This window comes from Spirosoma arboris (genome assembly GCF_009754945.1).
GTDB classification, from domain to species: Bacteria; Bacteroidota; Bacteroidia; order Cytophagales; family Spirosomataceae; genus Spirosoma; species Spirosoma arboris.
This window is the reverse complement of sequence record NZ_WPIN01000011.1, coordinates 164518-184592: the sequence shown is the minus strand read 5'-3', so window position 1 is coordinate 184592 and position 20075 is coordinate 164518. Positions and strand designations below refer to the sequence as shown.

Sequence of the window (20075 nt, the reverse complement as noted above, 5' to 3'; positions counted from 1 at the left end):
TTTGAGAAACCTAAATTGCCAGCTATAAGTAGCTGACATCACTAGGCGCCACGCCACTACAGCCAGCGGCTGATGAATTGACCGAAGACGTCTTTGTACTGATCGCTAACCGGAATCATGGCCGACCCGATTTGTACCGAGTTGCGTGTAACGGCGTTGATCCGATCCAGAGCGACAATAAATGACCGATGCACCCGCATAAACTGTCGGGTTGGTAGTTTTTCTTCTAGTGTCTTCAGGCTCGTTAACGACAGCAGCGGCTTGTTGGGATCACTCTGTCGATAGACTTTTACATAGTCTTTGAGCCCTTCGATGTACAAAATATCGCTGTACGCAACGCGAACTAACTGATACTCAACTTTCAGGAACAGGTAGTCATCGGCGACTTCAACGATGACTGGTGTAGGGGCTGCAACTGGCAATGTATCAGGACGTTGTATAAGTTCGAAATAATTACGGGCCTTACTGGCTGCCCGTAGAAACTCTTCGTAATTGAACGGTTTGAGCAGATAATCCAGCGCATCGACCCGAAAGCCATCGAGGGCAAATTGATCGAAGGCGGTGGTGAAGATGATTCGGGTATTTTGCGTGCCCCGGTTGCTGCGTTCCAGTACGCGAGCGAGCTCCAGACCCGTCAGGTCAGGCATTTGAATGTCCAGGAAAATGACGTCTACGGGGGTCTTCATCAAACCCTGCAAGGCTTCAACGGCGCTGCTATACCGGCCAGCCAATTGCAGGAAGGGCGTTTTTTCAATAAAGGCACACACCAGGCCAAGAGCCAGCGGTTCATCATCAACTGCAATGCAGGAAAGCGTCATGACAGGGCGAGGGTTAGGTGAACATGGTATTCGCCAGCGGCTGTATGCTCATTGATCTGAAGTTCGTATTGATCGGGATAAAGCAGATCGAGCCGTCGGCGGGTATTGGTTAAGCCAATGCCATTGCCTGTTTCGAGCGAGGGTGCTTTTTCAACAAACAACGTATTGTGAACATCGAGCAACAACTTATTCTGCTCTTGCTCAATGGCAATGTGAATCCGGCTAGGGTGCATCGCACTGACGCCATGTTTGAAGGCATTCTCGACGAAAGGCAGCAAGAGCATGGGCGCAATGGGCTGATCGTGCAGCGGACTTGGTGTATTGAGAGTAACACTTACCTTATCGGTCAGCCGGAGTTGCATGAGCTGAATATAATCGCTGACGAACGAGAGCTCTTTACTCAAAAGTGTTGTGCCCGACTGGGTTTCATACAGCACATAACGCATCATTCGAGAGAGCCGGTGTATGGCTTCACGGGCTGTTTCGGTATCGATCAGGGTGAGCGCGTAGATATTATTGAGTGTATTAAAGAAAAAGTGCGGATTGATCTGGGCTTTTAAAAACGAGAGCTCAGAAGTTGTTTTGGCCTGTTCCAGTGCTGTTCGGAGGTTGGCGTCATCCTGCCACTTTAGCAACATCGCAACGCTGGTGCTGATCCCTAAAACGAGGAAAATAGTAAACAGGGTAGGCTGTAGCCAGCCATATAGTTTGGGTTTCCCCTTACCGTCGGGATGAAAAGCCCGGTGCATCTTCGTGGATAAATCAAACCCAAATTCAACGCAACCCACCAGTATAATAACGACGATGATCACCGCGAGTAAGGCCAGGATATATTGGCTGGTTTGTCCCTGTAAAAGCAGACGGGGTACCAGTCGCTGTGAGTTCAAATAGAATATACCCACCATAAGGCCAAAAAACAGACACTGCCTCACCCAGAAAAGGCGGGGAAACTGGATTTCGGAGTTAAACGACTGGGAGAAAAACAGGAGATAACCCATTAGGAACCAGCCCAGCACGTGGATTAGCACAGGAACGTAACGACGGGAAAATAGAGTAACGGCCATAATCGTCAGGAAAGCTACAAGTTTACAGCAAATCTCTGATTCTGCTTCCGCCAATCGCTGGTTCCCCCGACTTTGCCGATAGCTTGCTTAGTTTAACCGACGAATGGTCCGATTTTTAACCATGTATAACTACTTAGCCATTCATCGGCTGAAATGGGCTATCTGCCGATGTTTTCTACCCCTCAGTCTATTGCGTTTTTTGGATTGACCGAACAGCTGTTGTTTTGAACCATCAATCTGAAATTATACATACCAATGCGCAAGCAACTCATACTTCTACTTCTAACACTTGGTCTTTGGAGTGGTCTGACAAATACGCAGACCGCATACGCTCAATTTGGTGGCCCTCCAGGTGGTGGCCCCGGCGGTCCCGGTGGCTTTGGGCAGGACAATGGACGTAAAAAGGCCGAATTTACCGGCGTAGCAGACGACACACCGAAGGGCAATGGCAAGATCGCCGGTATTCTGGTCGATTCAACGTCTGGGAAACCCGTTGAGTTTGCGACGATTGCCCTTATGAATGTAAAAACCAATAAGCCTATCGATGGTACCACCTCCGATGCGAAAGGAAGTTTCTCACTCGCTAAATTAGCACCAGGTGAATATCGGCTTCAATATTCATTCATTGGCTACAAAACCCGCGACTCCAAATCCTTTACCATTGCGAAAGGAACAGATCTCAATCTTGGGTCAGTAAAACTTCCGGCAGATGTACGCATGCTGGGCGAGGTGGTCGTAACGGGAAATGCAGCGCTCATCGAAGAGAAAGTAGATCGCCTGGTTTTCAATGCCGATAAAGACATGACAGCCAAAGGGGGCGATGCTTCGGACGTATTGAAGCGCGTACCGATGCTGTCGGTCGATCTGGATGGCAATGTTAGCCTGCGGGGAAGCTCCAACATTCGGGTGCTGATCAATAACAAACCATCGACAATTGTAGCGGCCAACGTAGCCGACGCACTGAAACAGTTGCCCGCCGACATGATTAAGTCGGTAGAGGTGATCACAAGCCCTTCAGCCAAATACGATGCGGAAGGTGCCGCTGGCATTATCAATATCGTCACCAAAAAGAATACACTACACGGCTTAACCCTAAACGTAGATGCGGGAGCTGGTTTACGAGCTTCTAATCTAGGGTTGAACGGATCGTATCGGCAGGGGAAACTAGGCATTACACTTGGTGGCTTTGGTCGGGCTATGTATAACCATGCCTCGTCAACCTTAGATCAGACAACGTTGGTAGGTGGACAGGCGTTGCGGACTAACCAGACAGGTACAGCTTTTGATAAGCCAATATTTGGTCAGTATACATTGGGATTCGACTATGATCTGGCTAAGAATCAATCACTGTCGGCCAACGTTCGCTACGGTACCCGGAATTTCGTTCAGCAACAGCAGCAGTTGACCAGCACCTTTTCCAATGAGACGCTGGTGAGTATGACCAATCGGGACGTAAACCGGAAAGATCTGTCTAATTCGGTCGATATGAACCTGGATTACATTCGTACGTTCAAGCCGCAGCAGGAGTGGAGCATTTCTACTCAATATAGCCGCACGGGGTTGACGAACAACTTTTACGCCGACCTGCTGAACAACAGCACCGGAGCCTTAACGGGGCGTCAGCAGAACCTGAACAACAATACCAACCAGGAGGTAACTCTTCAGAGCGACTATCAAACGCCGATCCGGAAAAATCAATTGCTGGAATTTGGTGGTAAGGCCATCATGCGTCAGGTAGATAGTCGTTACCAGTACCTGGTTGGAAGTAGTTCGAGCGAACTTGCCTTAGATCCCAACAATCCGGCAGGCTCGCTAAAGTATAGCCAGAATATTGGCGCAGGTTATATCTCGTATACCTATGTAACGCCCAGCAAATACACTTTTAAAGTAGGTACACGCTACGAACACACGAGCATTACCGCTACGGCAAATGAAAATACTCCATTAAATATTCCTGCCTATAGCAACCTTGTGCCAAGTATTAACGTATCGAAGGGGTTGAAAGGTGGTACCACGCTCAAAGCGGCTTACAACCGACGCATTCAACGTCCAGGTCTGCAACAATTGAACCCGAACGTAAATACAGCCAACCCATTGATGATCATGACTGGGAATCCAAACCTGAGCCCTGAATTAACCGACAATGGTGAGGTAAGTCTGAGTACGACTATCAAGAAAACGTACCTGAACGCGTCTGTATTCGGACGGTTGACCAACAACGCGATTACCCAGGTTCGTATTCCTGCCGACACGCTGATGGGCTATCCGGCTGGAGCCATTATCACGACGTTCCAGAATATTGGTGTGCAGCGTACCGTTGGCGCTAACGTATTCTTCAATACCAACCTGACCTCGAAATGGAGCCTCAATGGTGGTCTGGATGGCTACTACGTATACATGCAGGGAACAACACCCGGTGCCGATGGTAAAACTGTAACAATCAGTAACACAGGTGTTAGTATTGGCGGTCGGTTGATGAGTCAGTTACAACTCGATAAAGGCTGGAGTGCGCAGGTATTCAGCTTCTTCCGGGGACCAAACCCTCAGTTACAGGGGACGATGGGTAGTTTCTATATGTACTCGCTGGGTGTTCGGAAGGATCTGGCCAGTAAGCGGGGCAGCATTGGTCTGGCAGCCGAAAACTTCGCTGGTAACGGCGTAACGATGCGTACTACGCTAAATTCTCCCCTGCTTTCGCAGGTTAACGTTAACCACCTGTACAATGCGAACCTGAAAGTGACGTTCACTTATCGTATCGGCAAAATGACCTTCGAAGAACAACGCCGGAAGAAGTCGGTCAGTAACGACGACGTGAAAGGTGGCGAAGGTGGTGGCGATGGCGGTGGACAGCAACAGGCAGCCCCAGCGGGTGGTCGTCCAAGATAAATAATTAACTATATTGCTTAAATTCAATTTTCACCAATCCAATTCCAATCACACATGAAATCAATTTTGTTCACCGTTGCCTGCCTGATTACCCTTTCAACTTCCTATGCGCAAACCTGGGCGGTTGATAAAGCTCACTCTGGTGTTGGCTTCACCGTTACCCACAACCTACTATCGGAAGTAGATGGTAAATTCAAAACCTTCGATGCCTCAATTACATCGGCAAAGGCCGATTTGTCGGACGCGGTTTTTACGTTTTCTGCCGATGTAAATAGCATCAGTACCGATAACGAACGCCGGGATAACCACCTGAAAAGCCCTGATTTCTTTGATGCTGCCAAATTTCCAACGCTGACATTCAAGAGCACATCGTTCAAGAAAACAGAAGGCAAGCAATACAGCCTAACGGGCGACCTGACCATGCACGGCGTAACGAAACCCGTAACGCTGGCTGTTACGATGAATGGTCCCATAACGGCGAAAGGCATGGGTGGCAAGGAGCAGGAAAAAGCTGGCTTTAAAGTGACAGGTACCCTGAAACGCTCTGATTTTGGCGTAGGTACGATTCCTGTCGTGGTTGTCAGCGATGAGATTGAACTTAAAGTTACTGGCGAATTCACCAAGCAGTAATTAACAAATATGACGAAAAAACGCCCTGATTTGTGTCGCATCAAGTCAGGGCGTTTTTTGATTCAATAGGGCGCATTCACTCGTGTCAGGTTAAGCCAGAATAAGTAAACACCGTCCTTTTTCCTCTTCTGGATAAAGCAATTTTAACTGTATTTATGATACGACACACGGTTGTTTTTAAACTGAAGGATCAAGTTGATTCGCTGGGAGAGCAGGCATTTTTCAATGCTGTAAAGGAATTGACAGCTATACCCGGTGTGCAAAAATTTGAATGCATGAAGCAAATCAGTCCAAAAAATAACTTCGATTTTGGATTATCAATGGAGTTCGAAAATGCGGAGCTTTATGAGCAGTATAACAATCACCCAAGCCATGTTCATTTTGTGCAGGAGCATTGGATAAAGTCAGTGCAGGATTTTCTGGAAATAGATTATGAACCGTTAGTGAACTAGTACAGGAATTCTTGGTAATTCGATTGAAATTCAGGACATTATACTTACATTCGTTTCCCTAATCAACGTGGTCTTTAAACTAAATTCTACCAACATGAAAAGAATATATTCTGTACTGGCCGTTGGCTTTGCTGGCCTTTTATTGCTGGCTACAACGACTCGATCACCCAAAAATCAGTACGGATTGGTGATTGGAACACCTGCCATTAAGTCGATCAACGCCCTGACTTTTGGTCCTGATGGAATCTTGTTCATTGGTGACGGAAAGAGCGCCACTGTGTTCGCCATCGATACCAAAGATGCCAGCGCGGTCGAAAAGCCTGGTCAGGTTGATGTTAAAAACATCGATCAGAAAATTGCCGCTCTGTTAGGAACTGAGGTGAAGAACATCACGATTCAGGATATTGCCGTTAACCCGAAATCGAAAAATGTCTATTGCGCTGTTCAGCATAGCGATGGGACGCCAGTGCTGCTTAAAGTAGAGGGTGATAAACTTACACCCGTTTCCCTGAAAGAGGTACCCTTCTCGACCCTGGCCTTAACTAATGCCCCGGCTGAAGATGCCAAAGACGGGCGTGGAGAGTCCTTGCGCATTGCGTCCATTTCCGACATGGGCTTTGCCGATGGCAAGCTATTGGTGAGTGGATTATCGAATCAGGAGTTTGGCTCTACATTCCGCAGCATTCCATTTCCATTTACAAGCGCTCAGGATCAGGCTTCGCTCGAAATCTACCATGCAGCGCACGGTAGATACGAGACAATGGCCCCAATCAAGACGTTTACGACAACCGAAATTAAAGGCAAGAAATACCTGTTGGCCAGCTACACCTGCACACCACTGGTTCTGTTTCCACTTGATGAGTTAAAGGCCGGAAGCCACGTAAAAGGCCGGACTGTTGCGGAAATGGGTAGCGGCAATCAGCCCCTGGATATGGTCATTCTGAAGAAAGGCAGCGACTCCTTTTTAATGATGGCTAATTCGAGTCGGCCGGTATTTAAAGTGAAATACAAAAATATAGAAGCTTACCAGGGCTCACTAACCACGCCCGTTGAAGAAAATTTTGCGACAGCCGGGGTAGATTTTGTCTCCCTGCCGTTGACAAACGTGATTCAACTGGACAAACTCGATGATTCGCGGATGGTGTTACTACAACGTCGTTCCAATGGCAATCTTGATCTTTGGACATCCAGTGAGCGGTATTTATAAAAATTTTCAATCAGGACAAATCAGGTTATACGCGACGTATAGCCTGATTTTTTTTGTTTGTGGGCTGTTTGTTGCCTGTCACCAGGCAGAAGATACGGGCATCAAAATCCAGTGGGCCGACAAGCGCGCTACGGGTATTTCTATTGCTAGCCCGTTACTGAAAACTGTTCCCGCCGATTCGTTGAATCAATTGCTGTCGGTACGGCTGGCTGGTAAAGAGACAGCCATTGCCGGTACGATCAGCCTGACTGGTGATGTTGCTATTTTTGAGCCGTTGATTCCGTTCACGCGTGGGCTCCGCTACGATGTTTGGCTGAGAAACCAGCGTTTGAGTGAAATGACTATCCCAACCCTGTCGTCGGGCGACAATCCGAAATTACTGGCTATTTACCCATCTCAGGATTCGTTGCCGGATAACCTGCTGAAAATTTATCTCCATTTTTCCCGGCCTATGCGGGAAGGCCAATCTCTTAATTATGTCTCGTTGATAAAAAACAAGGCGGATACGCTGCCTGGTGTCTTCCTCGATCTCCAGCCCGAGCTTTGGAATGCAGATCGAACGATACTTACTCTCTGGCTGGACCCCGGACGAATCAAGCGCGATTTATTGCCGAATAAACGATTAGGCGCTCCCTTGCAGGCCGGTAGTCAATATCAGCTGGTTGTTTCGTCCGCCTGGCCTGATCAGCAGGGCGCTACGTTGGCGAAACCAACGACAAAATCATTTCTGGCAGTTCAACGGGACAGTTTATCGCCCGCTCCTGCACAATGGGCGTTAGCTCCACCGGCCTCGGGAAGTGTGCAACCCTTGGAAGTAGCTTTTGGCGAAGCACTCGACTACAGTTTATTGGCCGAAACACTGCATGTTTTTAATGAGACTGGCAAACCTGTTTCAGGCAGTTGGCAAATCGGGGATAACGAAAAATTGAGTTTGTTTAAACCAGATGCTGCCTGGCAAAAAGGGCAGTATCGACTGCGAATCGAGGGACGATTGGAAGACCTCGCCGGTAATAATCTAAATCGTCCATTCGATCGGGATATAACCCGAAAGGAGTTGCAAAAAAAGTCGCGGTCTTTTGTTGAATTAGCCTTTAGCGTGTATTAAAGTCGGATTCCACCCTTCATTTGTCGTCTTTACCCACCTTGCCTGGCGTCGATTTGCGGTAAATTTGTTTCAATAACAACCGGTAAACAACATGCAAAAGATCACGACATTTCTAACCTTTAACAATCAGGCCGAAGAAGCGGCTACCCTTTACACCTCCCTGTTTAAAAACTCAAAAATTGGCCGGATTAGCCATTACGGTGAGGGTGCACCTGTACCAGCGGGCAGCGTTATGTCGGTCACGTTTCAGCTCGATGGGCAAGAGTTTATGGCCTTGAATGGAGGTCCTCATTTTAAGTTTTCGGACGGCATTTCGCTCTTCGTCAATTGCGAAACACAGGAAGAAATAGACACGTATTGGGAGAAACTCTCTGAGGGAGGGGAAAAAGGCCCTTGTGGCTGGTTGAAAGACAAATTCGGCGTGTCATGGCAAATTGTACCTTCGGAACTGGGGAGTTTGTTAAGCAACAAAGACCCCGAAAAAGCTAAACGGGCAATGGCTGCCATGATGAAAATGTCTAAGCTCGATATTAAGGCGTTAGAGGAAGCGTAAGAAACTTATTATCAACTAACTCAACAGCGCTGCAGTATTCTGCAGCGCTGTTGAGTTAGTTGACAGATCAAGATCGTCTCACAAATCGCCTTTATCCAGAAATACGCCTGTTCCCACCATTTTTACCGGGCCGTAATACAGCCCATATTGAGGCTTGATGCCGTAAGCTGCTTTCAGTTTTTTATGTAGTGCATCGGGTTGTCGGTTGCCATTAACGACTAGCTCATCATCGCTTAAACCAAACCAATCGACGGTAGCCGGATCGGTAACGACGTTCTCCTGTACCAGCGTGGCAATGATGCCGCGTACCCGTTCCTGATCATTGGAAATGTCGGGCAACGGAGGTAGTTTCTTCTGGAGGTTATTTGCTTTTGCCTGTTTACTCTGTATCAATTGGCTAAGCTGTTGCCGACGATCCTCAATCGACTTCGCTTTAAACTCAGCAATCGTTTCCTGCTTTGCCCGCGATTTTTCCGCGATTGATCGGTCGATTTGAGGAAGTAGCTCGCTGTATTCAATTCGCTCATTTTCTGGAATGTTAACTCCATTTACCTCCAGCGCGAGTAACTGATTATTGGCAATTTTTAGATGGTAGCGATTCCCTTTGTCGTCACGTACCATCATCTCCCGGTTAGCCATATCGTGGTTGTTATTCACAAACAGAATGCTAGTGAAGATGCGGGCAGTATCCTTCGGTATTGCGCTTGGTATACTGGATACGATGGGTGCGTTAACTCGTTGGTCTTGGCCTGGATGGAGAACTTTAGCCAGTTTAGAATTGGTCGTTTTTTGAATCAGCGTGGCTGCATATTTAGCAGTCTTTTGCCCTGGGGCGTCCTTTGTTGGAGTTACCACCTGTTGCGTAATCGGTGGCGTTACGGTAGGAGTAAAGGCAAAGGCAGACAGCAGAAGTAGGCCTGAAAGCAGCACGATTTTCTCAACGACACTTAGTCGCTTATTTTCCTGAGAAACCATCCGTTTTAATCGATTCATCAACTGCTGATTCCCGAAACCCAACGCCATTGTGTATCCGGCAGGCTGAGCACTATAGGTTTGAAAGGCAAATAAAGCTTCCAGGTAATTAGTTTTCTGAGCGGTATGGGCCAGTACGACATCATCACAACAAACCTCCCGTTCTTCCCGAATCAAGGCCGATAGCCACAATAAGCCTGGGTTGAAAAAGAACACGATTTCCACCAGACTTTGCAGCAGGTTGATCAGATAATCCCGTCGCCAGATATGCGCCAGCTCATGCCACAAAATCGTATCGATCTGTTCGGGCGGCAATTGGAAAAGTAAACCCATCGGCAACAGAATTACGGGTTTTAATACGCCAACTGTGACTGGTATATTCACTAATTCTGACTGTACCAGTGTGATTGTCTGCTGAATGCCCAGAACGCGACTAAAGTCCAGTACTTTACGTTCCCACTCATCGGTCGGTGCATGGACTTTATGATACCGAATCCGATGAACGTAATAGAGGCCACTGATTAATTTCAGGCTTTTGATGATAAAAAACAGGAGCCAAATAGCAAAAATCCAACCTGCCTGTTGATTGATGAACGCCGTAAGCTGGCTAAGAATAGGAGAGTCCTCGGTAATAGTCCCAGTGCTACTATCTTTCGCCAAAGCAGCTGTAAAGTCGGGCGTTAGTACGGTCGGCGTGTAATTTGCCGACTGACCTGAATGATAGGTCGTTAGTTCCTGGTAGAAAACGAAACTCATCGTTCCGGCAAACAGCAACAGGCAACTACACAAAAGCTGATAACGGAGCCGGGAAGACGCTTTTTGGGTGCCGATGATTACCCCTCCGGTAAGCACCGCAATCAGAAAGCCTATCCATAGCGAATGAATGAGTGTCCAGCAAATGGCATTTAGTAGCGCCCCTGAAATCCAGTGGGTTAAAAATGGAGCTTCCATATTGGTCTATTGTTTTTGGTCTATTTTTTTTATCAGTTCCCGGAACGTCTCCATTTCGGTTGGCGATATTTTTTTGTTGCCTAGTAACTGCATCATCAAACTACCCGCCGACCCGTTGAACAACGTGTCCACGACTCGGTCCAGCAGGTATCCTTTCGTTTTCCCCTCTTCTACAGCTGCCCAGTAAATGTGCTTCATCTGGCTTTCGTCCTTTTTGAGGAAGCCCTTTTCTACCATGATCTGCATCAGCTTAAGCGTAGACATATAAATGACCTTCCGGTTATGCTGATTCAGGTGATCGTTCACGAAGCGTGCCGTTGACGGACCAAATTCCCAGAGCACCTGCAGGATCTCCAGTTCCGATTTAGTAGGCTCTGGATGATCACCTTTTTCTTTTTTTGTCGATTTCATGAAACAAACATAAGAAATATTTCTTATGTTTTTGAAAATTTATTTATGTTTGCCTTGCCTTCTGGATATCAACGCACTAAACATAAGAATATTTTCTTACTTAGGTGTCCAGGATCATAAATTTTTAACGTATTAACAAACACATACTATGCGCAGAATCATCAATCGCAGCAGCTTGGCAATCCTAATGTTGGTCATTTTATGTCAGGCCGGGTTTGCCCAGAGTCCAACGCCTGCCGTGCATCCTAAGGTAGCGCGCATCGACTCATTTTTAACAACACTAGCCGATCATCGGCTACTAAACGGGAGTGTATTGGTGGCTGAGCAGGGGCAGGTTATCTATAAAAAATCATTCGGATATCTTGATTTCGGCAAGCACATCGCCAATACCGATACGACCCACTTTAATCTGGCTTCGCTGTCCAAGCCGTTTACCGCTATTGCTGTTTTACAATTAGTGCAACGAGGGAAACTAAAACTGGAAGACCCCTTTGCGGTCTACTTCCCTGACTTTCCATATCCAGCTGTCACCATTCGACATCTGGTAGCGCAAACCTCTGGTCTGCCTAGTCTGGAGCGGTATGAAGACGATTATGTAAAAGCGCACCCGGAAGAGATCATTACGAATCAACAGGCGTATGAACATCTGGTAGACCCGAAAAAGCCATTAACCTTCCAGCCCGGCGCAGATTATCGATACAACAACACCAACTATTTTTTACTGGCCATGCTGGTCGAAAAAGTGAGCCGGATGCCATTTCCCGCTTATCTGAAAAAAAACGTGTTCACGCCCGCTGGTATGGAACAGACGTATGTGCGGGAAGCAGGCATGAGCAATACAACCCGATATACGCGCCCTACTATGTATATGACAACCTACCACAAGGTCGACTCGCTGGATCATAACCAATATTACACCTACTACAATCTAGGTGGGTTAATAGGGCCGGGCAACGTTGTGAGTACTATCCAGGATTTATGGCATTTTGATCAGGCGTTAACTGCCGGAAAACTGATTAGTCCGGCCTTACTGGAAGCGGCATCGACGCCCGTAGTCTTAAATAACGGGACAGTTTTTCATACGGGGAGCAGTACGCGCTCATATGGCCTGGGCTGGAGCGTTTATTCCAGCAAGACAGAGCCGGTCAACCGGTTTATGTTTCATGATGGTCATATTGTTGGGCTAACCACGTTCCTGCACAGAAACCTCACCAAACCCCAGACCATTATCTTTTACGATAATACCGATTCTAATCCGCTTCAGGTTATGGTGTCGCTGTCCAATATCCTGAACGATCGGCCACCGCTTGACATTCAGCTAAAGCAGTCGCTAGTAAGAGTTTATGGAGAAGCCTTGGTTACGAAAGGGGCCGATCATGCCATCAGTACGTTCCATTCTCTGAAAGATGACAGTACGCATTATTATGTAGATGAGTTAGAAATGAATCGGCTCGGATTCGATTTACTAAGCGCATCGTTGCCCAATCATAACGAACTCTCGCTGGAGGTTTTTAAGCTCAATACGCTGCTATTTCCCAAAAGTGGAAACACCTACGACAGCTATGCCATCGCTCTGGCAAAAGAGGGCAAAAAGCAGGAGGCAATCGCCATGTATAGAAAATCAATTAGGCTCTGGCCTGGCAATGAAGACGGCAAAAAAGCATTGCAGCAGCTATTGGAACAAAAGGAGTAATTTATCGCGGGCGAAGTTCTAAAAAAGGGCCTGGCCGGTAAACTGTGCTTTAATTAACCCAACTAATGAGCGACTTATAGGTGGCCCGATTGTTGCTATAGATCGATCAATAAAGAAGAAAAAAGAAATTGACAACATTTTGTTACCATTTGGCTATAATCTAAGTCTAAACTATAACTAGCTATTACTAATTCTAACATACCATTAATCCCGGCGTTCCAATTCCCTTTCTTAACTTAACTATGGACCGATCGTAACAACTCAACATTAACGCGTATACCCATGAGCATTCCTCTTTATATTCTAGTACTGCTGACTATTATTACTTACCAGACAATTAGTAGCCGTAGAGCCTACAAACTTGGCCAACTGAAAAAAGCTGAAGCAAAGACACCGCAGGAAGTTCAACCGCAAAAACGCGCTGAAGAGCAAAGCTATGAACTGGCGACCCCTCAGGGTTCATCCGGATACTACGCTATTACCCATAAAGAATCATTGACGCCACTGGCAAAACTTAAGTCCCTTTCCAAACACCAACCTAAGCTTATAAACCAATAATGAAGGATTTCACTCAAAACCGACCGCTTATTATTCTGGCCATTTTTATCGTAATCGGGATTATTTATGCCGTTTTTAAGGTTAATAGTTTATCTCGGAGTAAAGCCATGAGTACAGTCGGCAGGAGTGATAGTCTAAAAAAGGAGCGATAGTCTAAAAAAATGTTACCGTGAAAGCGGCTAAAATCTTTCTATTGATACTATTGCTGGTGGTTGCTGGCTGGCTGCTACGCAAGACAAGCGACCATCGGTCGGAGGTTCTGCGCCTGTCGGCCCGGCAGGATTCAATTAACAGGCGATCTGTTGAGGGCTCAATTAATTCCATTCGTAAACAGGATAGTTTGCGGGCGAGCCAGGAAACCGTATTCAGGTAGAGACAGAACAACTGATGACAGAGTAGGAGAGAGTGGAAATTCGTTTAGGGTAATTAGTATCCTGTTAACCCAGCAGTATAAATGGCTGCTGAACAGGTGATATAGTTCGTTCCGCCCTTTCCGATGAAGCTTGCTTATTCCATTTTTCTAGTCTGTCTCTGCCAGATTCTCTACGCTCAATCACCCAAATCAGTGGAGGTAAAGCCGTACAATGGTCGGCCTACGCTGTTTGTCAATGGAGCTCCCCAAGCCCCCACCTTCTATGCGTTGACGCACGCCTATGGCGGACGGTGGTCGTGGGAGGAAGTGCCCGCCCGAAATCTTAACAACTTCTGTCAGATTGGGTTTCGGCTTTTTCAGGTAGACTTGTGGCTCGAAGATATCTGGTCATCGGCCAGTGATACCCTCGATATCCGCAAAGCACAACGTCAGGTGCGGGGAGTTCTCGATCAATGTCCCGACGCCAGCGTAGTAATACGTATTCACGTCAATGCACCCTTCTGGTGGAACAAAGCCCACCCCGACGAATGTACTCAGTTTGCCGACGCACCAGTCGATACAACCCTGAAAGCTGGACCACCCTTTCATAACGAAGAGCACGATATTCATGCGGCCTTACGGGCGAGTCTGGCATCGGCTAAATGGAAACAGGAATCTGGGCAGAAACTAGTCGAGCTGTGTCAAAAACTGTCGAAAACACCCGAAGGCAATGCCCTAATCGGCATGCACGTAGCGGGTGGTATTTATGGCGAGTGGCACTACTGGGGCTTCATCGAGCACGACCCCGATACGAGCCCAGCCATGACAACTTATTTTCGTAACTGGCTCAAAGCGAAATACAAAACCAATCAGGCATTACAAAAAGCCTGGAAATCAACGGCCTTTACGCTCGATAATGCCACTGTGCCCAACACGGCTGAGCGGCTCAAAACCCAGGACGGTTTTTTCAAAGATCCTATTCAGGAGCAGCGTACCATTGACTACTTCACTGCCCAGCAACAAGTTGTGGCTGAGGACGCCGAGTATTTCTGTCGACTCGTTAAGGAAACCTGGCCGCGGCCCATTGTCACTGGTATATTTTACGGCTACCTGCACATGACGTTCAACCGCCAGACGGTGGGTGGGCATTTATTCATCAGGCAGATTCTGGATAGCCCCTACATTGATTATCTGTCAGCGCCACAAACCTACTGGCCTGATAGTCGGAAGGCTGGCGGTTCGGGGAACTCACGGGGTATTATTGAATCGACACTGCTGCATGGCAAGCTCTGGTTCGATGAAATTGACAACGGTTATCTGTATAAAAATGACTTTGAGAACATTCGGTATATATCCCGGTACGACACTACCTATGCCAACATTATGAAGCGGTGTGCCTTACTGCCGCTCATGCGGGGCATTGGTTTCTGGTTCTATGATTTCGGCCCGCAAAAGGGTTTCGGCTGGTGGGATGATCCTAATTATCTGGCCAGTATGAAGCAGGAAAAGCAATTTTTTGAAAAGCGCCTAGTCGTTCCCTACAAGTCAGAAGCTGATGTACTCTATGTCTGGAGTCAGGATGTGTTTTATTACCTGAAATCGGCTCCGTTGCCAATCACTGTGAATGTGCTCGACCATTCCATCGAACAAGCCCTGCGTTCGGGAACGGTTGGCGATCAGATTTACGACTTTGATCTTGATCGGGTTAACCTGAATCAGTACAAGGCTGTTGTATTTATGAACGTCTACAAATTGACGGATATCCAGCGGAAATTCATTCAGGAGAAAGTGGCGAAAAATGGCCGGACAATCGTCTGGAATTACCTAACTGGCTACACCAATGGCGACCGTCTTGACCTAACCTTCGTCAAATCGCTGACCGGCATGAACCTCGAACGGGCCACTGTCGATAAGGCGCCAGTTGTCAAATTTCTGTCTCCCAACTATAGCTACAAATTCAGCGGTCCTGTGGAACCACTGGTTGTGATAAACGATAAATCGGCTCAGTCACTGGCCGAATTGGAAGGGGCGAATCAGCCCGTTATTGCCCGTAAACAAGGCAAAGAATTTACCTCGATTTTCTGCGGCTTACCGCTCAATGGTATCGACGGATTTCGCGAAATTTTCCGAAAGGCAGGGTGCCATATTTACAACGAAAAGAACGATTTTACTTACGCCAACTCGGGTCTGTTGATGGTTCATACTAAAGACGGCGGCACACGCACAATCCAGTTGAAAAATGGTAAATCGATCAGTATTCCCTTAACAGCAGGATCTACGTTGCTTCTGGATGCGCAAACGGGCGAAATTGTGTTGAAGTGAGATTGGGGCTATTAGCGACGCTGCTATCAGATAAAGTTATTGTTGCTTTACAGTCACTGTTTTGGAGGCTGCCTAAATTACATAAAAACAGTCTCGGTTTTACCCCCATTCCCTGAAGGTCAGGACTGTTAAGCTCTAAATTTTTGTCCCGATTTGCTCCCCTCTCCTGTTTTCGGGAGAGGGGTCGGGGGTGAGGGCAAGTGGCCTTCACCTCACGGCAGCGGCCGACCGTCCCAACCCCTCTCCTAAAACAGGAGAGGGGCTAAAAACAGAGCACTTAGCAACCCTGCCCTTCAGAGGTTGGGTAAGGTAAGTAAATGAAAATCTGATTTTTAGCCATCCTCTTATTACGCTGCGTTCGCTGTGCCTCTGCGGTTTAAAAAATTGACTCCTACAGCCGAATAACGACTTTGCCGAAATGTTGACCGCTCTCAAAATACCGGAAGGCATCCTGTACCTGTTCAATCGGAAATACCCGATCAATCACCGGCTTAATCTGCATAACGGTTAGGGCTTGTAAATACTGTTCGAAGGCCTGTCGGCTTCCGACGCTCAGCCCTCTTAAGGTCAACGACTTCAAGACTGGTATGTACAGATTCATGGGAGCCTCTGTACCCGAGAGAAAGCCCACTATGCCGACAAAACCATTCTGTTTAACAGCCTGCATCGACTTTGTAAAGGTTTCTGTACCAGCCACATCCAATGTGATGTCGGCGCCTTTGCCCGCTGTTAATTCCAGGACTGACTGCTCCCAATTGGGCGTTTGGCGGTAGTTGATAACGTGATCGGCTCCCAACGTTCGTAGTTTCTGCGCTTTTTCGTCACTACTGGTTGTCGCAATAACACGCGCACCAGACGCTTTCGCCAACTGAAGTGCTGCAAGCGAAACCCCGCCCGTTCCCTGTACCAGCAGGGTTTGCCCAATTTGTAGATTCCCTTCATCCAGCAATCCCGACCAGGCTGTCAGTCCCGCAATGGGTAGTGTCGAGGCTTCTTCGGCCGTTAGTGAATCGGGTGTCCTGACCAGTCCATGCTCTGGAAGCACTACGCGTTGAGCAAGTACGCCCGGTAAAGTAACGCCCACGCGTCGGGCTTCGGTTTCGGCCGTTGTTGGGCCCGACAACCAGTCTTGCTTAAAATGAACCGTGACCCGATCGCCCGGTTTCCAGCGAGTGACTGCATTGCCAACTTGCAGTACGGTTCCTGAACCGTCGGATGTAGGAATGGCTGGAAAGGCCAGATCGGGTTTGTAGACACCCTTAATTAAGGCTAAGTCGAGATAATTGAGCGATACCGCTTCAATTTGTACGAGCACATCCTGTTCTTTCAGTGTAGGTTCGGCACGTTCTACTACGTGTAAGTGTTCAATTCCAAAGGCACTCAATTCAACAGTTTTCATGATTTTTATACTTGATTTGCCTGAACAACCTTCGACAACGCCGATTTCTATCCCCGAATTGATGGTGAATAGTAATCGCATTCATAACCACTAGTTATCAATGGAACTACGCCATCTTCGCTATTTTGAAGCCGTTGCCCAAACGTTACATTTTGGTCAGGCCGCCGACCGCCTAAATATCTCTCAACCCGCTGTCAGTAAGCAGATTAAAGAGTTGGAGGACGAGCTGGGTTTCCCTTTGTTTATTCGCTATAAGAAGAAAGTCGTGTTGACCGATGTGGGTAAGGTATTCTGGGCAGAAACCTGTAAAACTCTCCAGCAAGTAGAACGGTCGGTCGCGAAGGCCAGACTGGTGCGACAGGGCGAAATAGGAGAAATGCGGATAGGCTACGACAGTGCAATGCTTCAGGCCATTCTTACTCCGTTGTTGAAGGAGTTTAAACAGCACTATCCAGGCGTTAAACTTATCTTACAGGAGGGCTGCAACCTGACGCTGTCTACGGCTTTAGTCGAGGATCGACTGGACGTGGCTTTTACGTATGGCTCCGTTAGTTTGCCCGACCTGACCAGCCAGCCTTTAGGGCAAACAGGCTATGTCGTTGTGTTACCGTTGCATCATCGGTTAGCTGGCGAAGATATTATTTCGTTGGCTCAGTTGCGGGAAGAGAATTTTATTCTCTGTCCGAGATATGAAAACCCGGCTTTGCTTGATGAGCAACTTCGTCTCTTTGAACAAGCGGGTTACAGGCCGAATATTCTACAGGAAAGCTCTTCACAAGCCGCCCGGATCAATATGGTTAGCGCCGGTTTGGGCATAACGTTAACTGTCGATATGCTGTCTAACGGGCCTTTTTCGGATGTCGTATTTAAGCCTCTTCGCGAAAAATCTCCCGACCTGGTTGTGTCGATGGCCTGGCACCGGGGTCGAAATAAGCCAGTTGTCAACAAGCTTGTTCGGCTTACTCAGACGTACAAAAAAATCAACGCTCATTAACTCATGGTTGACATTGATACATTCCGGCAGATGGCCCTGTCGTTTCCTGAAATGACCGAAGGGCCACACTTCGACAAAACGTCGTTCAAAGTAGGTAAGAAGGTCGTTGTTACGCTCAACGTCAAGGAAAATCGGTGCTGTCTTAAATTATCCGAAATCGACCAGGATCTTTTTTCAACCTTTGATCGGACAGTCATTTACCCGGTGCCCAACAAATGGGGCAAACAGGGATGGACATTAGTTAGTTTACAGAAAGTAAACGAAGAAACGCTGCTGGACGCCCTGACGGCGGCTTATTGTGAAGTCGCTCCGAAGAAGCTGGCAGATTTAGTCCGGCCAAAGTATGATGACCAGTTCTAAGAACACCATAATCTGATAGACGAAGGCGGTATGGATCAGGCGCAACGATACTGGATAGTAGTCGCTTCAAAAGACCATGTCATGCGGGGCGTTTCCGGGGGCTTCATGCAAGCTAACCACGGTAAGGAGGCTCCGCTCAAACGGATGAAGATGAACGACTGGGTGATCTTCTATTCGCCAAAACTAGTCCTGGAAAACGACGAAAAATGTCAGGCGTTTACGGCAATCGGGCAGGTAAGCGATGAGACTATTTATCAGGTTACGATGGCAGACAACTTTGTCCCTTTCCGCCGGAACGTGACGTTTTATCCCACCAAAGACGTTTCCATCGTGCCGCTTATTGGCGAGCTTGATTTTATACCGAACAAAAAATCCTGGGGCTATCCGTTCCGTTTCGGTTTTTTTGAAATTGGTCAAGCTGATTTTGACTTGATTCGTGAACAAATGCTCAACGATAATCTATGAAAAGTGTAGATAAGCTATCCGAGCAATCGGGTTTTCATTCGCAGCAACTATCAATAGAGGGCACAGCGATCCACGCTGTCACAGCAGGCCAAAACGATAATCCGGCTATTCTTTTCCTGCATGGATTTCCCCAAAACTGGATGGCTTTCAGGAATGTCATGACTGGTTTGGCCGGGCAATTCTACGTCGTTGCTATTGATTTGCCGGGGATTGGAGAATCTGAGAAAATTCCTGCCAATGACACGCGCACTATTGCCCGTTATGTAAAGGGTGTAATTGCCGAACTGGGATTGACTAAAGTAACTTTGGTCGGGCATGACCTTGGCGGGATGGTTACTTATGCCTTCCTGCGTGCCTACCCAAATGATCTCTCCAAGGCCGTCATTATGAACGTCGTTGTGCCAGGGGTTGAACCGTGGAGTCAGGTTAAGAAAAATCCGCATATCTGGCATTTCCCGTTTCACTCCATTCCAGACTTGCCCGAAGCGCTGGTGATGGGAAAACAGCGCATTTATTTCGATTATTTCTTTACCACCATCGCGGCAAAACCAGACAAGATTGAAGAACAGGCCAGAAACGCTTATGCCGAAGCCTATTCGAGTTATGACGCCCTGCATACGGGGTTTGAGTGGTACCGAGCTTTTGGCCAGGATGAAAAAGACAATGTCGCAGCCAAAGGCGAACCTGTCCAGACACCTTTACTGTATCTGCGTGGGGAACGTGAATACGGAAAGATTGACGATTACCTAACGGGATTTCGCGAGAGTGGGTTGACTAACGTTAGTGGGCAGGTAATTCCCGGTAGTGGCCATTACGCGCCCGAGGAAGCTTCAGAAGAGGTAGTGAACATATTGCTGTCGTTTATTCGATAGAGCTTACGAAA

At 47.5% G+C, this 20075-nt stretch carries 19 protein-coding genes; 14 read left to right on the top strand and 5 right to left on the bottom strand.

Annotated features, from left to right (window positions below):
- Positions 1–56: 56 nt before the first annotated feature.
- Both GO755_RS26060 and GO755_RS26055 read right to left on the bottom strand, forming a co-directional pair.
- The gene (locus GO755_RS26060; RefSeq protein WP_157588240.1) at positions 57–818 is read right to left on the bottom strand and encodes a LytR/AlgR family response regulator transcription factor; all 762 of its coding nucleotides are present in this window, start codon (positions 816–818) and stop codon (positions 57–59) included.
- Positions 815–1882 (bottom strand): sensor histidine kinase, encoded by a 1068-nt coding sequence (locus GO755_RS26055; RefSeq protein WP_157588239.1) that lies wholly within the window; start codon positions 1880–1882, stop codon positions 815–817. The genes GO755_RS26060 and GO755_RS26055 overlap by 4 nt, the downstream gene beginning before the upstream one ends.
- Positions 1883–2137: 255 nt before the next feature.
- Between GO755_RS26055 and GO755_RS26050 the strand changes: the two genes are divergently transcribed.
- The 6 genes from GO755_RS26050 to GO755_RS26025 all read left to right on the top strand — a co-directional run bounded on the left by GO755_RS26050 (position 2138) and on the right by GO755_RS26025 (position 8715).
- A complete protein-coding gene (locus GO755_RS26050; RefSeq protein WP_157588238.1) occupies positions 2138–4768 on the top strand; it encodes a TonB-dependent receptor domain-containing protein in 2631 nt (876 codons plus the stop codon).
- Positions 4769–4822: 54 nt separating this feature from the next.
- On the top strand, positions 4823–5398 hold the full coding sequence (locus GO755_RS26045) for a YceI family protein (protein ID WP_157588237.1): 576 nt from the start codon (positions 4823–4825) through the stop codon (positions 5396–5398).
- Positions 5399–5553: 155 nt separating this feature from the next.
- On the top strand, positions 5554–5850 hold the full coding sequence (locus GO755_RS26040; RefSeq protein WP_157588236.1) for a Dabb family protein: 297 nt from the start codon (positions 5554–5556) through the stop codon (positions 5848–5850).
- A 94-nt stretch (positions 5851–5944) separates the two neighbouring features.
- Positions 5945–7057 carry a hypothetical protein gene (locus GO755_RS26035; RefSeq protein ID WP_157588235.1) on the top strand — a complete coding sequence of 371 codons (1113 nt, stop codon included), beginning with the start codon at positions 5945–5947 and terminating at the stop codon, positions 7055–7057.
- On the top strand, positions 7014–8162 hold the full coding sequence (locus tag GO755_RS26030; protein ID WP_227687088.1) for an Ig-like domain-containing protein: 1149 nt from the start codon (positions 7014–7016) through the stop codon (positions 8160–8162). Before GO755_RS26035 ends, GO755_RS26030 begins: the two co-directional genes overlap by 44 nt.
- Positions 8163–8253: 91 nt before the next feature.
- Complete coding sequence (locus GO755_RS26025; protein ID WP_157588234.1) at positions 8254–8715, top strand: VOC family protein; 462 nt, start codon at positions 8254–8256, stop codon at positions 8713–8715.
- Positions 8716–8793: 78 nt separating this feature from the next.
- On the opposite strand, the gene GO755_RS26020 is transcribed toward GO755_RS26025, so the two are convergent.
- Both GO755_RS26020 and GO755_RS26015 read right to left on the bottom strand, forming a co-directional pair.
- Positions 8794–10638 (bottom strand): M56 family metallopeptidase, encoded by a 1845-nt coding sequence (locus GO755_RS26020; protein ID WP_157588233.1) that lies wholly within the window; start codon positions 10636–10638, stop codon positions 8794–8796.
- Between the two features lie 6 nt (positions 10639–10644).
- Positions 10645–11049, bottom strand: a complete 405-nt coding sequence (locus GO755_RS26015; RefSeq protein ID WP_157588232.1) for a BlaI/MecI/CopY family transcriptional regulator — start codon at positions 11047–11049, stop codon at positions 10645–10647.
- Positions 11050–11197: 148 nt separating this feature from the next.
- On the opposite strand from GO755_RS26015, the gene GO755_RS26010 reads away from it, so the two are divergent.
- The 4 genes from GO755_RS26010 to GO755_RS25995 all read left to right on the top strand — a co-directional run bounded on the left by GO755_RS26010 (position 11198) and on the right by GO755_RS25995 (position 15974).
- Positions 11198–12742: a serine hydrolase domain-containing protein gene (locus GO755_RS26010; RefSeq protein WP_157588231.1), complete on the top strand. Its 1545-nt coding sequence runs from the start codon at positions 11198–11200 to the stop codon at positions 12740–12742.
- A gap of 282 nt (positions 12743–13024) precedes the next feature.
- Positions 13025–13300 (top strand): hypothetical protein, encoded by a 276-nt coding sequence (locus GO755_RS26005; RefSeq protein ID WP_157588230.1) that lies wholly within the window; start codon positions 13025–13027, stop codon positions 13298–13300.
- A 169-nt stretch (positions 13301–13469) separates the two neighbouring features.
- Positions 13470–13673 (top strand): hypothetical protein, encoded by a 204-nt coding sequence (locus GO755_RS26000; RefSeq protein ID WP_157588229.1) that lies wholly within the window; start codon positions 13470–13472, stop codon positions 13671–13673.
- Between the two features lie 123 nt (positions 13674–13796).
- Positions 13797–15974: an alpha-amylase family protein gene (locus GO755_RS25995; protein WP_157588228.1), complete on the top strand. Its 2178-nt coding sequence runs from the start codon at positions 13797–13799 to the stop codon at positions 15972–15974.
- A 391-nt stretch (positions 15975–16365) separates the two neighbouring features.
- Here the strand turns inward: GO755_RS25995 and GO755_RS25990 are convergent, their stop codons facing one another.
- A complete protein-coding gene (locus GO755_RS25990) occupies positions 16366–17373 on the bottom strand; it encodes a zinc-dependent alcohol dehydrogenase family protein (RefSeq protein ID WP_198174933.1) in 1008 nt (335 codons plus the stop codon).
- Positions 17374–17473: 100 nt separating this feature from the next.
- Here GO755_RS25990 and GO755_RS25985 point away from each other — a divergent pair, with 100 nt between their 5' ends.
- Genes GO755_RS25985 through GO755_RS25970 form a run of 4 tightly spaced genes read left to right on the top strand, consistent with a single transcriptional unit; the run spans position 17474 to position 20064 of the window.
- Positions 17474–18367: a LysR substrate-binding domain-containing protein gene (locus GO755_RS25985; RefSeq protein WP_157588226.1), complete on the top strand. Its 894-nt coding sequence runs from the start codon at positions 17474–17476 to the stop codon at positions 18365–18367.
- Between the two features lie 3 nt (positions 18368–18370).
- On the top strand, positions 18371–18727 hold the full coding sequence (locus GO755_RS25980) for an MmcQ/YjbR family DNA-binding protein (protein WP_157588225.1): 357 nt from the start codon (positions 18371–18373) through the stop codon (positions 18725–18727).
- Positions 18728–18757: 30 nt separating this feature from the next.
- Positions 18758–19192 (top strand): EVE domain-containing protein, encoded by a 435-nt coding sequence (locus GO755_RS25975; RefSeq protein ID WP_157588224.1) that lies wholly within the window; start codon positions 18758–18760, stop codon positions 19190–19192.
- A complete protein-coding gene (locus GO755_RS25970; RefSeq protein ID WP_157588223.1) occupies positions 19189–20064 on the top strand; it encodes an alpha/beta fold hydrolase in 876 nt (291 codons plus the stop codon). The genes GO755_RS25975 and GO755_RS25970 overlap by 4 nt, the downstream gene beginning before the upstream one ends.
- The last annotated feature ends 11 nt before the right edge of the window (positions 20065–20075 follow it).

Excerpts from the sequence above, each read along its gene's own strand:
- GO755_RS26060 (WP_157588240.1), bottom strand. The coding sequence starts at position 818 with ATGACGCTTTCCTGCATTGCAGTTGATGATGAACCGCTGGCTCTTGGC.
- GO755_RS26055 (WP_157588239.1), bottom strand. The coding sequence starts at position 1,882 with ATGGCCGTTACTCTATTTTCCCGTCGTTACGTTCCTGTGCTAATCCAC.
- GO755_RS26050 (WP_157588238.1), top strand. The coding sequence starts at position 2,138 with ATGCGCAAGCAACTCATACTTCTACTTCTAACACTTGGTCTTTGGAGT.
- GO755_RS26045 (WP_157588237.1), top strand. The coding sequence starts at position 4,823 with ATGAAATCAATTTTGTTCACCGTTGCCTGCCTGATTACCCTTTCAACT.
- GO755_RS26040 (WP_157588236.1), top strand. The coding sequence starts at position 5,554 with ATGATACGACACACGGTTGTTTTTAAACTGAAGGATCAAGTTGATTCG.
- GO755_RS26035 (WP_157588235.1), top strand. The coding sequence starts at position 5,945 with ATGAAAAGAATATATTCTGTACTGGCCGTTGGCTTTGCTGGCCTTTTA.
- GO755_RS26030 (WP_227687088.1), top strand. The coding sequence starts at position 7,014 with ATGGCAATCTTGATCTTTGGACATCCAGTGAGCGGTATTTATAAAAAT.
- GO755_RS26025 (WP_157588234.1), top strand. The coding sequence starts at position 8,254 with ATGCAAAAGATCACGACATTTCTAACCTTTAACAATCAGGCCGAAGAA.
- GO755_RS26020 (WP_157588233.1), bottom strand. The coding sequence starts at position 10,638 with ATGGAAGCTCCATTTTTAACCCACTGGATTTCAGGGGCGCTACTAAAT.
- GO755_RS26015 (WP_157588232.1), bottom strand. The coding sequence starts at position 11,049 with ATGAAATCGACAAAAAAAGAAAAAGGTGATCATCCAGAGCCTACTAAA.
- GO755_RS26010 (WP_157588231.1), top strand. The coding sequence starts at position 11,198 with ATGCGCAGAATCATCAATCGCAGCAGCTTGGCAATCCTAATGTTGGTC.
- GO755_RS26005 (WP_157588230.1), top strand. The coding sequence starts at position 13,025 with ATGAGCATTCCTCTTTATATTCTAGTACTGCTGACTATTATTACTTAC.
- GO755_RS25995 (WP_157588228.1), top strand. The coding sequence starts at position 13,797 with ATGAAGCTTGCTTATTCCATTTTTCTAGTCTGTCTCTGCCAGATTCTC.
- GO755_RS25990 (WP_198174933.1), bottom strand. The coding sequence starts at position 17,373 with ATGAAAACTGTTGAATTGAGTGCCTTTGGAATTGAACACTTACACGTA.
- GO755_RS25985 (WP_157588226.1), top strand. The coding sequence starts at position 17,474 with ATGGAACTACGCCATCTTCGCTATTTTGAAGCCGTTGCCCAAACGTTA.
- GO755_RS25980 (WP_157588225.1), top strand. The coding sequence starts at position 18,371 with ATGGTTGACATTGATACATTCCGGCAGATGGCCCTGTCGTTTCCTGAA.
- GO755_RS25975 (WP_157588224.1), top strand. The coding sequence starts at position 18,758 with ATGGATCAGGCGCAACGATACTGGATAGTAGTCGCTTCAAAAGACCAT.
- GO755_RS25970 (WP_157588223.1), top strand. The coding sequence starts at position 19,189 with ATGAAAAGTGTAGATAAGCTATCCGAGCAATCGGGTTTTCATTCGCAG.